The organism is Arthrobacter sp. CJL-S3 (genome assembly GCF_056711635.1).
In genome coordinates, this window is sequence record NZ_CM160046.1 from 485171 (window position 1) to 497437 (window position 12267).

Annotated in this window: 10 protein-coding genes; 1 reads left to right on the top strand and 9 read right to left on the bottom strand. The window is 69.0% G+C overall.

All coding sequences use genetic code 11. The features are described from left to right. Positions 1 to 12: 12 nt before the first annotated feature. The 3 genes from AC06G6_RS02300 to AC06G6_RS02310 form a co-directional block, all read right to left on the bottom strand. Entirely contained in the window at positions 13 to 2718 is a 2706-nt protein-coding gene (locus AC06G6_RS02300; RefSeq protein WP_479825966.1) for a PEP/pyruvate-binding domain-containing protein, read from the bottom strand. 9 nt (positions 2719 to 2727) lie between these two features. Continuing rightward, positions 2728 to 3045 carry a hypothetical protein gene (locus tag AC06G6_RS02305; protein WP_479825968.1) on the bottom strand — a complete coding sequence of 106 codons (318 nt, stop codon included), beginning with the start codon at positions 3043 to 3045 and terminating at the stop codon, positions 2728 to 2730. A 100-nt stretch (positions 3046 to 3145) separates the two neighbouring features. Then, the gene (locus AC06G6_RS02310) at positions 3146 to 4201 is read right to left on the bottom strand and encodes a zinc-dependent alcohol dehydrogenase family protein (RefSeq protein ID WP_479825971.1); all 1056 of its coding nucleotides are present in this window, start codon (positions 4199 to 4201) and stop codon (positions 3146 to 3148) included. A gap of 163 nt (positions 4202 to 4364) precedes the next feature. On the opposite strand from AC06G6_RS02310, the gene AC06G6_RS02315 reads away from it, so the two are divergent. Then, a complete protein-coding gene (locus tag AC06G6_RS02315; RefSeq protein ID WP_479825974.1) occupies positions 4365 to 5225 on the top strand; it encodes a 3-hydroxyacyl-CoA dehydrogenase family protein in 861 nt (286 codons plus the stop codon). 47 nt (positions 5226 to 5272) lie between these two features. Here the strand turns inward: AC06G6_RS02315 and AC06G6_RS02320 are convergent, their stop codons facing one another. The 6 genes from AC06G6_RS02320 to AC06G6_RS02345 all read right to left on the bottom strand — a co-directional run bounded on the left by AC06G6_RS02320 (position 5273) and on the right by AC06G6_RS02345 (position 12245). After that, positions 5273 to 6076: an SDR family NAD(P)-dependent oxidoreductase gene (locus AC06G6_RS02320; RefSeq protein ID WP_479825976.1), complete on the bottom strand. Its 804-nt coding sequence runs from the start codon at positions 6074 to 6076 to the stop codon at positions 5273 to 5275. 10 nt (positions 6077 to 6086) lie between these two features. Then, a complete protein-coding gene (locus AC06G6_RS02325; RefSeq protein ID WP_479825978.1) occupies positions 6087 to 7649 on the bottom strand; it encodes a class I adenylate-forming enzyme family protein in 1563 nt (520 codons plus the stop codon). After that, positions 7646 to 8947, bottom strand: a complete 1302-nt coding sequence (locus AC06G6_RS02330; RefSeq protein WP_479825981.1) for an MFS transporter — start codon at positions 8945 to 8947, stop codon at positions 7646 to 7648. Before AC06G6_RS02330 ends, AC06G6_RS02325 begins: the two co-directional genes overlap by 4 nt. Positions 8948 to 9115: 168 nt before the next feature. Next, positions 9116 to 10261, bottom strand: a complete 1146-nt coding sequence (locus AC06G6_RS02335; RefSeq protein ID WP_479825982.1) for a PucR family transcriptional regulator — start codon at positions 10259 to 10261, stop codon at positions 9116 to 9118. Between the two features lie 89 nt (positions 10262 to 10350). Further along, positions 10351 to 11535: an acetyl-CoA acetyltransferase gene (locus AC06G6_RS02340; RefSeq protein ID WP_479825984.1), complete on the bottom strand. Its 1185-nt coding sequence runs from the start codon at positions 11533 to 11535 to the stop codon at positions 10351 to 10353. Beyond that, positions 11532 to 12245: a CoA transferase subunit B gene (locus tag AC06G6_RS02345; RefSeq protein ID WP_479825986.1), complete on the bottom strand. Its 714-nt coding sequence runs from the start codon at positions 12243 to 12245 to the stop codon at positions 11532 to 11534. Before AC06G6_RS02345 ends, AC06G6_RS02340 begins: the two co-directional genes overlap by 4 nt. Positions 12246 to 12267: the final 22 nt, after the last annotated feature.

The following is a 12267-nucleotide window of genomic DNA, read 5'->3' on the forward strand; positions in this document are numbered from 1 at the left end:
AGCCTGCCCTGGTCACGGCTCCTCGCTGATGGTGCCCGCCGCGCCGTCGACGGTGACGGTCTGGCCGTTCCGCAGCCGGGTGGTGGCGTCCGGGACGCCGACGACGGCCGGGATGCCGTACTCGCGGGCCACCACGGCCCCGTGGGAGATGACCCCGCCCATTTCCATGACGAGCGCGCCGGCCGTCAGGAACAGCGGCGTCCAGCCGGGGTCCGTCGAGGGGGCGACCAGGATGTCGCCTGGTTCCAGATGGGCGCCCACCGGGTCCATGATCACCCTGACCCGTCCGGTGGCGGTGCCGGCCGAGGCCGGTGTCCCGCTCAGGGCCCCGGACGGCGGAGACTTCGCCATCATGGCGGCCTCGACGTCGGTGCCGTCGGAGAGCAGCAGCCGCGGGATGCGCCGGCGTCGCAGTTCAATGTCGTACAGCCGGCGGCGGTCCGCGACCATGCCGGTCAGGTCCGCGCCGCGCAGGCCCACGCGGATCTCGTCGAAGTCGAGGAAGAACACGTCCTCGGCGGCGGAGATCGTGCCGGCGGAGGCCATGTCCGCGCCGATCCGCAGCAGCTGGCGGTGCATCTCGCCGAGCACAAGCACGATGTAGAACTTGGGCAGTTCCCGCAGCCCCGCCAGTTGCCGCACGCGGCGCAGACAGAGCTCCACACCCCGGGCGCGCCAGGAGCTCTGGACCCGCGCCCGCTCCACCAGGCTGCGGATCCGGTCCTCCGCATGCTCCGCGGCCCGGGCAAACTGCCGGTCGGGAGCCTGCTCCGGATCCTCGACGCGGAGGTAGTTGGAGATCATGCCGAGGATGTGGTCGGGCTCCTCGGACCAGCGGGGCATGCCGAGGTCTATCTCCGCCACGGCGCGGTGGCCGTAGCGGGCGAGGAAACCGCGCACCCCGGCCTGGGCTTGGGGTGGCAGCGTGCCGGCGAGATATTCGGCGGACAGCTCCTCGGGGCTTTTCGCCAGGAATTCCCCGCGCGACACCGGGTCGTCGCCGATGGAGACGGCGAGCTTCCAGAGCTCCAGATCCATTTCGGTCGTGACGTTGTGGGGGAGGCCGCGCAGGACAGCTTCCAGCTCACGGGGTGGGGCGATGCCGCGCAGCAGCCGCCGGGCCACGGCCAGGAAGATGTAGCCAACGGACGGGCCCGGCAGGGTGGCCCGGATCAGCCCGTCAATCGTCCGGCCCAGGATCTGCTCGGTGAATTCGAGCCGCTGGGCGGAAGTGGCGGGTTCGGCCAGCCGGAGCTCGGCCTCGAGCCCCCTGCCGTAGTTCTTGGCCCTCCGTAGCTCAGCGGCGGGCCGCAACGCGGACCGGATCATGGCAGGAATGAGCCCCAGGATGAGGCCGAGGCTGGCCGATTTCTCGGTGCTGCCGGTGCGTCGCGGTGGTGGGGGGACGCGCCGCGCAGGCCCGCCCCTGCGCAGGCGTGCCCGGAACGGATGCTCGATGAGGCTGAACCTCGGGTCCTCCAGCAGGGCCGGCATCACGGCACCGGATCTGCCGTCCGCCAGGGGGAGCACCCGCAGCAGGTAGGCGCGGCCGGACTTGTTGCGGGCCACCGCCGTGAGGTCCACGTACATCCGCAAGCCCGGATTGACGTACCGCCAGGGCCCCTTGCTGTTGCGCATCAGCTCAAGGACGGCCAGCCCCATCGGCGTGATCGGCCGGGTCAGCCCCTGGAACAGGGTGCCGCACAGGTACACCCGGGTGGGCGCCGCGGCGCCGGCGGCGACGTCTTCGGGCGCGGGCTCCGGCAGCGGATACAGCGCGGTGATCGGACGTGACTGGGTGAGCCAGATCCTGCCGGCGGTGTCGACCGCCCATTCGATATCCTGGGGCGCCCCGAGGAGGCGCTGGACGCGGTCTCCCAACGCCGTGAGTTCCTGCAGCCGGGGCTCGCCCAGGGCCGGGCCGCGCCCAGGGTCCGTCCCTCCAGGCGTTCGAAGCCTGACCGCGCCGGAGGCCGTGTCCAGCACGAACTGGTCCGGGTTGACCGCTCCCGAGACCACGGCCTGCCCCGAGCCTGGGCTCGCGTTGATGACCGTCTCCGTCCGGGTCCCGGTGACGGGGTTGGCGGTGAACAGCACTCCGGCCGTGGCGGCGTCGACCATGGCCTGGACGACGACGGCGAGTCCCACGTCGCGGTTGCTAATTCCGTTGGCGGACCGGTACGCCACGGCCCGGTCGCTCCAGAGGGACGCCCAGCAGCGCCGGACCGCCTCGACCACGGCGTCGGCGCCGACGACGTCGAGGTAGGAGTCCTGCTGCCCGGCGAAACTCGCGAAGGGCAGGTCCTCGGCGGTGGCAGAGGACCGGACGGCCACCGGCAGGGTTCCGCCCAGGTCCGCGTAGGCGCTGCGGACGGCGGCATCCACCGCGGGCGGGATCGGCGCTTCCTCGATCAGTGCCCTGGCCCGCCCGGCGACCGTGACGGGCGCTGCCCCGGACGCTGCCGTTTCCGCCGCCGTTCGCGGCACGTCGAGTTCGGCTGCGAGGGCTGCGAGACCGGGTGGTTCCGCCAGTTCGTAGGCGGCGGTCGTCAGGCAGAATCCGCGTGGAACCGGCAGGCCGGCCGCCAGGAGTTTGCCGAGGTTCAGGGCCTTGCCGCCCACCAGCTTGAGGGGCGCCGTGCCGGTCCCGCCGAGGTCCAGCACGAGGGGGCCTGCGGGGGAACTGCTGGTCGACGGGTCAGGACGTGCAGTATCCATGGCGGGCCCCTACTCAAGGTCCGTTGGACTGCCGGTGTCCTCCCACATCACGTCCAGGTTCCGGAACACCGGCGGCCCATCGCAAAGGGCCGCCATCCGTGCGGCGAAGTCGGAGGTCTCGGGCCGCGCTGAGTTCTCCATCGCCGAGTCGTAGGAATCGAATTCGACCAGGGTGAGATAGGTTCCGGGACGGTCGCGGTCCGCGGTGGCCAGGATCCGGCGGAACGTGGGCGGAGTGCTTCCGTCGGTTCTCGACGGCCGGCCCAGCGCCTCAATTTCCTCGATGCGGGAGGTCTGGAATTCGATGATCTGCACAAACCTGGCCATGACGGCTCCTCGACAGCGGCGGATGCTGATGCGCTCACGGTAGACCCGGTCCACTCGGAAGAACAAGGGCCAGAACAAGAGCCGGCCAGAGGGTGATCCCCTAGGGGGTCAGCAGGACCTTGATGGCCCGCCGTTCGTCCATCGCGCGGTAGGCCTCCGCGGCCTCCTCCAACGGCATAACGACGTCGAAGACGCGGCCCGGGTTGATCGTGCCGGCGAGGACGTCCGCGAGCAGTTCCGGGATGTAGGTGCGTGCCGGGGCCATGCCGCCGCCGATGGAGATGTTCGTGTCGAAGAGGTAGCGCAGCGGGATCTCGCTGCCGCCGGTGGGGACCCCGACAAAGCCCAGAGCCCCGCCCGGGCGGGTGCTGTGCAGTGCCTGGTCCATGGATTCCTTGGTCCCGACGCACTCAAGCACGGAGTCGGCCAGCACTCCGCCGAGGAGTTCACGAACCTTGGCGACGCCGTCGTCCCCGCGCTCCTCGACGATGTCGGTGGCCCCGAACTCGCGGGCGATCGCCTGGCGGTCGGCGTGGCGCGACATCGCGATGATCCGTTCCGCCCCGAGCCGCTTGGCGGCCAGCACGCCGCAGAGTCCGACGGCGCCGTCGCCCACCACCACCACGGTCCGGCCCGGACCGGCTTTCGCGGCGAGGGCCGCGTGGTGGCCGGTGGCCATCACGTCGGACAGCGTGAGCAGGCTGTTCCGGAGGGCGTCATCCGGTTCGGTGATGCCGGGCACCTTGACCAGGGTGGAGTCGGCCAGCGGGACGCGGACCGCCTGGCCCTGGCCGCCGTCGACGCTCAAGCCCGTGTCGTCCTTGCCGCCCCAGCCGGCCAGATGGTCACAGGCCACGGTGACGCCGTTGAGGCACTGGGGGCAGGACCCGCAGCTGATCACGAACGGAGCGATCACGAGATCGCCGACGGCCAGGCCGGTGATCCCGGAGCCGATGCTCTCCACGGTGCCGATGAACTCGTGGCCGATCGCGGTGGGCCGGCGGGTGGGCCGCACGCCCCGGTAGGGCCACAAGTCCGAGCCGCACACGCAGGACGCGGTGACCTTCACGACGGCGTCGGTGGGCAACTGGACCGTGGGATAGTCGCGGTCTTCAACCCGGATGTCGCCGGGGGCGTGGATGATCGTGGCGCGCATGGAGGCTCCTCGCATGGGGTGGGCGGGCGTGGTCCGAGTTTAGTCCTGCCCGCGGGCCCTTGTGTTGGCCGCTGTCCCTGCCCTTGTATTGACGCCAAGGGCACCAGCACGAACCGCATCCATCTGGCCGCCGCATCGGTGCCAGCCGCTGAAAGGAATTGGCATGACCTACACGCTCCCCGCCAACATCGCGGACCGGCCCATTACCGTCGTCGGCGGCGGAACCCGGGGTCGGCGTATCGCCTTGATGCTGTCGCTCCAGGGCGCGGAAGTGCGCGTCTTCGACACCAGCCTCGCCGTGGCCAGGGCCGCGCTCGAGTACGTCGCCACGCAGCGCCACCGCACCGTCGAAGAGCTCGGGGGCAGCCCGGCGGTCCGGCTCGCGGCGCGGGACAACCTCGCGGACGCCCTGCGGGATTCGTGGCTCGTGGTCGAGGCGGTGCCCGAAAAGCTGGGCCTCAAGCAGGCAATCTTCGCTGACCTTGACCAGCTGACTGCCCCGGACGCCGTGCTGGCCAGCAGCTCTTCCGCGTTCGCCTCCTCCGAATTCATCGGCGGCGTGAACAACCCGGAGCGGGTCCTGAACATGCACTTCTACATGCCGCCGGAAGTGCGTTCGGTGGAGCTGATGTCCAGCGGCCACACCGACCCGCGGATCATCGAACTGCTCATGGCCGAGCTGCCCAAGTACGCCCTGGTCCCGCATCGGGTGCGCAAGCAGAGCACCGGTTTCATCTTCAACCGGATCTGGGCGGCGATCAAGCGCGAATCACTGCTGGTCGTGGCCGAGGGGGTGGCGGAGCCGCGGGACGTGGACGCTCTGTTCGCCGACCTCTTCAAGTCCGAGATCACCCCGTTCCGCTTCATGGACGAGGTGGGCCTGGACGTGGTCCTGGACATCGAGAACCACTACTGCGAGGTGGCCGGAGTCGAGAACAAATCCGCCCCCATGCTGCAGGAGTACATCGCCAAGGGCTGGCTGGGGGTCAAAAGCGGCCGCGGCTTCTACAACGACTACGCCTGACCCAGCCTCCGCCGCACCCGCCCCCGTACCGAACAAGCGATCCGGGGTCAGATCCCCAGCGAAATCCCGCCGTCCACGCGCAGTTCGATGCCCGTGACGTACGCGGACTCGTCGCTGGCCAGGAAGACGGCGGCGTTGGCCACGTCCCAGGCGGTCCCCATGTGGCCCATTGGGACCTGGGCGTGCCGCTTCCTGAGCATTTCCTCGCGATGCCCGTCCGCGTAGGCTCCGGCGAGTTCAGCAGATTCCGTGACCATGGGGGTTTCCATGAGGCCGGGGAGGATCGCGTTGACGCGGACGTGCTTGGAGGCGTACTCGGCGGCGGTGGTGCGGCTCAGGTGGTTGAGGGCCGCCTTGGAGGAGTAGTAGGTGGCGTACGGGACCCCGGTCCAGCGGATGCCTGCCAGCGAGGAGATGTTGATGATGGAGCCCCCGCCCTGGGCCACCATGTGCGGGATGACGTGCTTCATGGTCAGGAAGGGGCCCTTGAGGTTGATGGCGTGGACCCGGTCCCACTCGGATTCGTCCAGTTCCACGACGCCGCCCACCTTGGCGATGCCGACGTTGTTGTCGAGGACGTCGATCCGGCCGAATTCGTCGATAACGCCGGCGACGGCGCGGCCGACCGCGGCGGAGTCGGTGACATCGAAGGCGAGGTGCCGTGCGCGGCCGCCTTCGTCCAGGATCAGCCGCTCCGTCTCCTTGGCGGCCGCCTCGTTGACGTCCGTGCACACCACCGTGGCGCCTTCGCGGGCAAAGGCGATGGCGGTGGCCTTTCCGTTGCCCATCCCGGGTGCGCTGGACCCGGCACCCACGACGAGGGCGATTTTTCCTTCTAGTCTCTTCGGCATCGCTGTTCTCCTAGATCTTGGTTTTCTCGTCGCGCCAAAAGGCTTCGCGAATGGTTTTCTTGAGGACTTTCCCGTTGACGCTGCGGGGCAGGGCGGGGACAAGGTGCACGGCTTTGGGCGCCCGGATGCTGCCCAGCTCCTGTTTGCAGAGGGCGATGAGCTCCTGTTCGGTGACGGAGCAGTTTTCGTTGAGCTCGACGACGGCCGTCACCGCCTCGCCCCAGTCCGGGTGCGGTGACCCGATCACTGCGCAATCACGGACCGCCGGGTGGCCCCAGATGACCTGCTCCACCTCGCTCGGGTAGACGTTGAACCCGCCGGAAATGATGAGGTCGCGCCTCCGGTCCGTGAGGTGCAGGTAGCCCTCGTCGTCGAAGAGCCCGATGTCGCCGGTGTGCAGCCAGCCGTCCCGGATTGCCAGCCGGGTCTGTTCGGGATTCTTGTAGTAGCCCTGCATGACCAGGTCGCCCCGGACGCAGATCTCGCCGGGGGTTCCGGGCGGAAGTGCCAGCCCGTCGTCGTCGCGCACCTCGACCTGGACCAGCGGGTAAGGCCGCCCGCAGGAGGACAACCGGGAGTCGGGAGCGATGGCGCCGTCGACGAAGTGCTCGTCGGGCCGGAGGAAGGTGACGGCGGCGGGCGCTTCCATCTGCCCGTACAGCTCCATCATCACGGGGCCGATGGCGGTGAGCGCCTGCCGCAGTTTCTCCACGGACATCGGCGCCGCCCCGTAGATCAGGTACCGCAGCGAGGACAGTTCCCTCGGCGTTTCCTGCAGCACCTCCAGAAGCCGGTAGATGACGGTGGGGGGCAGGAACAGATCGGTCACCCCGTACTGCTCGATGGCGTCGAGCACGGCGCCCGGATTCGCTTTGGGGAGCACGACGACGGTGCCGCCCCGGGCGGTCGCGGCCAGGCTGAGCAGCCCGGCGGTGTGCGTCATCGGGGCGGCGGCGAGGTTCACGATAGCGTCCTCGGAACCGTAGTGCGCAGCCATCATCAGGTGGGTCGCGAAGGCCGACAGGCTTCTGTTGGTGTTCATCACGCCCTTCGGCAGGCCCGTCGTTCCGCCGGTCGGGGCCAGCGAGACGACGTCGTCCGGGGCGGAGCGGACGGCCGGCCTGGTGGCCGGGTGCGGGGCGATCCACCCGGTGAACGGGGTGTCCGCCGGCCCGGCGTCGTCGGACCCGAACTGGACCCATTGCCTGACGGCGGGGAGGGCGCCCCGGAGGTGCCGGGCGTCCTCGGCCAGGCTGGAGTGGAAGATCACCAGCTCCGCGTCGAACGATTCGAGCAGCTGCGCGGTTTCGCCGCCCGGGCTCGCCGGGTTCGCCGGAATCCAGGTGTACCCGGAGCGCCAGATGCCCAGGACGCAGATCCAGGCCAGCGGATCGTTGGGGGCGAGGACAGCAATCTTCGCCCCGGACGAGAGCCCGGAGGCCAGCAGCGCGTTGGCGATCCGGCAGGACAGTTCGCCGGCCTCGGTGAAGGTGTAGGAGGTGGCGCCCTGGACGTACGCAACGCCGTCGGGGTTGGACCGCCAGCCGCGGTCAAAGAATCCGATGATGCTCACTGCGGCAGTCCCGTCTTGTAGCTTTCCTTCAGCCTTAGGAAGACGGCGGTTGTGATCGCGGCGAGGATGGTCAGGTACCAGCCGAAGACGTCGATCATCTTGGCATCGGCCAGCCAGGTGGCGATGTACGGTCCGGTGCCGCCGACCAGGGCAACACCGAGCGCGTAGGGCAGGCCGATGCCGGCGGCCCGGATACGGGCGGGGAAGAGCTCGCACATCACGGCGGACGTGATGGACGTGTAGCAGGCCAGCAGCGTCAGGGCCGCCATCTGGACCAGCAGCAGGCTCAGGAAGCTGTTCTGGAGGGAGTTCAGCAGCGGAAGGGTCAGCAGGGTGAAACCGATCCCGAAGGTCAGCAGCAGCGGTTTGCGGCCGATCCGGTCCGAGAGGATGCCCATGACGGGCTGCAGGACCGCGAAGTAGGACAAGGAGATGAGCCCCACCAGCAGGCCGTTCTTCATGTCAAAGCCGACCGTGATGTGCGCATACGTCGGCAGGTAGGACGTGAACACGTAGAAGAACAGGGTGGGGGCGGCGTTGATCGCGAAGACCAGGACGCACTCCTTCGGGTGGGTGCGCATGAATTCGAAGACGGAGGGCTTCGCCGCGGGGGCTGCGCCCGGTCCGGAGCCGGGGGCTGCGTCCTCGGTCACCAAGGTTTCCTCGGCGAACCGGCGGATGAACAGACCGGCCGCCGCGCCGAGGGTTCCGATCGCGAACGGCACCCGCCAGCCCCATTCGCGCATGGCCTCGTCCGGCAGGGTAGCCACGAGCAGGGCCACCGAGCTGATCGCCGCGAGGTTGCCCAGCGTCGCCCCGATGTACAGGAAGCTGGAGAAGAATCCACGGCGGCCCTCCGGCGCGGATTCCACCAGGAACGTCGAGGAGGCGGCAAATTCACCGCCGGTGGACAGCCCCTGAAGGAGCCGGGCCACCACCAGGATGATCGGCGAGAGAACCCCGACCTGGTCATAGGTGGGGGCGATGGCCACGAGGAGGCTGCCGACGCCCATCAGCATCACGGTCGAGGTGAGCGCCTTCTTCCGGCCGAAACGGTCCGCAACAATGCCGCCGAGAAAGCCGCCGAGCGGACGCATGAAGAAGCCGACGGCGAAGATCGCCATAGCACTGAGCAGCGGGACGATGGGGTCACCCGTTTTCGGGAAGAACTGGGCGGAAAAGTACAAGGCCAGCATGGAGTAGACGTACCAGTCGAACCATTCAACGATGTTTCCGACGGTGGCGGCCGCCAGTTGGCGGGCCCTGCTGACAGGTGGTGTGGCGGTGATGACGCTCATCCGGTTGCTCCCAGATCCGATGGTCCCGGACGATCAAGGGTGCGTCGTCCGGACGGTCAGGTCGCGGGTCAGCAGATCATCCGGCTGTGATGCAAACCACGTTACGGAGCGTCCGGTGCCCGGACTATGGAGCCAGATCAAAGGGAATCCGGCAGCGGTTGTGGGTTTCTACAACGCCCCCGGCGATGCCTCCTGGCAGGCCTCGAAGGCCCAGCAGAGCTCCACGATGGTGTTGGTGGCGTCCAGGCGCGCGCCGGTGGCCTGCTCGAACTTCTGCAGGCGGTAGCGGAGGGTGTTTTCGTGTACGGACAGGGCCTTGGCGGCCGCGGAAATCCGGCGGTCGTGGTCCAGGTAGCTCTGTACCGACGCCAGCACGATGCGGCCGAAGTCGGCGTCGGCGGCAAAAGGGGCCAGGTAACGCCGGCGCAGCACGGCCGTGACATCCGTGTCACCGGCGGCCGTCCGCCACGTCAGGTCCTCCAGGGAGAAGGCGCCGCCGGACGGCCGTTTCCAGGCGGCGTCGAAGACCCGGTCGGCGGCAGTCTTGGACCGGGGCAGTTCCGCGAGCGGGAGGGCCGGGCCCAGCGCGATAGTGGCGGTGTCCCCGGGCGGCTCCGGCCGTCGGGCCGTGAACCCTACGACGTCGCCCGCCCGCAGGGTCAGCACGCCGTCGCCGGTCGGCAGTTGTCCGGCCAGGACGCGCAGCAGTTCATCGGGGGAAGACCCGGGCCGGGGCCTGGCGTGCAGGGCGTGGAAGGCGCGCTGGGGGTCGATCCCGAAGTCCGAGGAGCGTGTGCGCAGCTCGCTGTCGGCGAGCGATCCCGCCAGGACGGCACGCAGATAGTCCTGCCGCAGCTCATGGTCCCGGACCGCCTGCTGGACGCTGCTTTCGCGGTACGAGTGGACGAGTGCGGCGGTGTAGGAGTCGCTGACGCCCCAGAGGACCCGGTGCGCCGCGAGGATTTCCCGGTCGCCGAGCCCCACCTCATGGGCGATGTCGAGGAAGCGGTCCTGGATCACGGCCATGGACAGCCGGTACCCCCGCATGATGTCCTCGATGCGCAGGCCCTGGTGGAAGCGGACCTGGGCCACCCGGGCCTCCACCGCGAGTTCCGACGACGCGGGCACGACCCCGGATTTCACCGCGTGGATGGCCATGCGCAGGTTCTGCTCAACGGAGGAGCTGATGTCCGTTTCCGCCACGCCGCGGTAGCCCGGGACCTCGTCGAGGCACCGCTGAACGCTGTTCGCCTTCAGGTATTGCAGGTCACGGAACAGCAGGTCCGCGACGTTTTCAATGCTTGACTCAGACACTTTTCGCCTCGCACCACAGGCAACGCGGGGTCAGAAGCGGCCCATTAGGCCGCCCGGCATCGGCCGGATCTGACCCCGCGGTGGCTTTCTCAGACGGCTTCAAGCACGCTGACGTAGTTGGCGATGCCGACCCCGCCCATGTTCTGCACGGCGCCGCGGCGCGGGTTCGCCAGCTGCATGGCGCCGGCGGTGCCGGTGAGCTGCATCGCCGCGATGACGTGCTGCGAGACGCCGGTCGCACCCACGGGGTGGCCCTTGGCCTTGAGGCCGCCGGAGACGTTGACGGGCAGCTTGCCGTCCTTGAAGACCCAGCCCTCCTCGATGGCGCGGGACCCCTGGCCCGGTTCGGTCAGTCCCATGGCCTCGTACATGAGCAGTTCGGCGATGGTGAAGCAGTCGTGCACCTCGGCGAAGTCCAGCTCATCGAGCCCGACGCCGGCCATGCCCAGCGCGCGCTGCCAGGAGGCCCGCGTCGCGGTGAAGGCGGTGGGGTCGCGGCGTTCGGTGGGGAAGAAATCGTTCGCATGGCCGAACCCGGCAAGACGGACCGGGGCGGTGGCACCCCCGGTCGGGGAAACGCTGAGGACGACGGCGGCGGCGCCGTCGGACACGGGCGAGCAGTCGGTACGGCGCAGCGGGTCGGCGACCATCGGGTTCTTGTCCGAGACGGTGCGGCAGAACTCCTCGCCAAGGTCCTTGCGGAGCTGGGCGTAGGGGTTGTCCACGCCGTTGCGGTGGTTCTTCGCCGCGATGGTGCCCAGGACGTCCGACACTGGTCCGTAGCGCTTCTCGTAATGCTTGGCGACCTCGGCGAAGAGCCCGGTGAAGCCGGTGCTGGAGGCCTTGCCGGCCATGTCGTAGTCGGCGCCGAGCAGGGCAGCCCCGACGACGTCGGCCCCGGCGTGGGTCATCTTTTCGGCGCCGATCACGAGGACGGTCTTCGCGGTTCCGGCCAGCAGCGATTTGGTGCCCTGCTGGAAGGCGGCCGACCCGGAGGCGCAGGCGTTCTCGACCCGGGTGGACGGGACGTTGGCCAGCTGCTCCGAGACCTGCAGGGCCAGCGAGGACGGGAACGCCAGCGGCATCATGCCGGAGTTGAACTGGCCGAGGTAGATCTCGTCGATCTGGCCGGGTTCGATCCCGGCGTTGCCGATCGCCTCCGTGGCGACCTGGACGATCAGGGATTCGAGGGTTTCGTCGGTGAGCTTTCCGAAGCGGCTGTGGCCCCAGCCGGTCAGCAGGACGTCTTTACCGAACTGTTCGCGCAGGCTCATGCGGTTGCTCCTTCAAGGGTGCTGGCTTCTATGGTCGGGGTGGTGTCCAGGGACGGGGCGACGTCGAACGGGGCCTCCGTCTTTCCGCGGAGTTCCTCCACGGTGACGCCCGGGGCGAGGCGGGTCAGCGTGAGCTGCCGGCCGCCGCCTGCAACGTGTTCATTCTTCACAAGGTCGAACACCGCGAGGTCGCTGATGATGCGGTCCACGCAGCTCAGCCCGGTGAGGGGCAGGGTGCATTCCTTGACGATCTTGGCGGTGCCGTCCTTGGCGTTGTGCTCGGTAAGGACCACGACGCGCGGGGTTCCGGCGACGAGGTCCATGGCCCCGCCCATGCCCTTGACCATCTTGCCGGGGATGGTCCAGTTGGCGAGGTCGCCGTCCCCGGAGACCTGCATGGCGCCCAGGATGGCGACCTTGACGTGCCCTCCGCGGATCATGCCGAAGGAGGCGGCGGAGTCGAAGATGCTGCCGCCGGGCAGGACCGTGACGGTCTGCTTGCCGGCGTTGATGAGGTCCGCGTCCTCCTCGCCCTCGTAGGGGAACGGCCCCATGCCGAGCAGGCCGTTTTCGCTCTGCAGCACGACGCGGACGCCTTCGCGCAGGTTGTTGGCGACCATCGTGGGGATGCCGATGCCGAGGTTGACGTAGTCGCCGTCGTTGAGCTCTTCGGCCGCGATGGCAGCCATTTCATTCCGGGTCCAAGCCATGATGTTTCTCCTGAAGGAAGTA

Excerpts from the sequence above, each read along its gene's own strand:
- AC06G6_RS02330 (WP_479825981.1), bottom strand. The coding sequence starts at position 8,947 with ATGAGCGTCATCACCGCCACACCACCTGTCAGCAGGGCCCGCCAACTG.
- AC06G6_RS02315 (WP_479825974.1), top strand. The coding sequence starts at position 4,365 with ATGACCTACACGCTCCCCGCCAACATCGCGGACCGGCCCATTACCGTC.
- AC06G6_RS02305 (WP_479825968.1), bottom strand. The coding sequence starts at position 3,045 with ATGGCCAGGTTTGTGCAGATCATCGAATTCCAGACCTCCCGCATCGAG.
- AC06G6_RS02345 (WP_479825986.1), bottom strand. The coding sequence starts at position 12,245 with ATGGCTTGGACCCGGAATGAAATGGCTGCCATCGCGGCCGAAGAGCTC.
- AC06G6_RS02300 (WP_479825966.1), bottom strand. The coding sequence starts at position 2,718 with ATGGATACTGCACGTCCTGACCCGTCGACCAGCAGTTCCCCCGCAGGC.
- AC06G6_RS02340 (WP_479825984.1), bottom strand. The coding sequence starts at position 11,535 with ATGAGCCTGCGCGAACAGTTCGGTAAAGACGTCCTGCTGACCGGCTGG.
- AC06G6_RS02320 (WP_479825976.1), bottom strand. The coding sequence starts at position 6,076 with ATGCCGAAGAGACTAGAAGGAAAAATCGCCCTCGTCGTGGGTGCCGGG.
- AC06G6_RS02310 (WP_479825971.1), bottom strand. The coding sequence starts at position 4,201 with ATGCGCGCCACGATCATCCACGCCCCCGGCGACATCCGGGTTGAAGAC.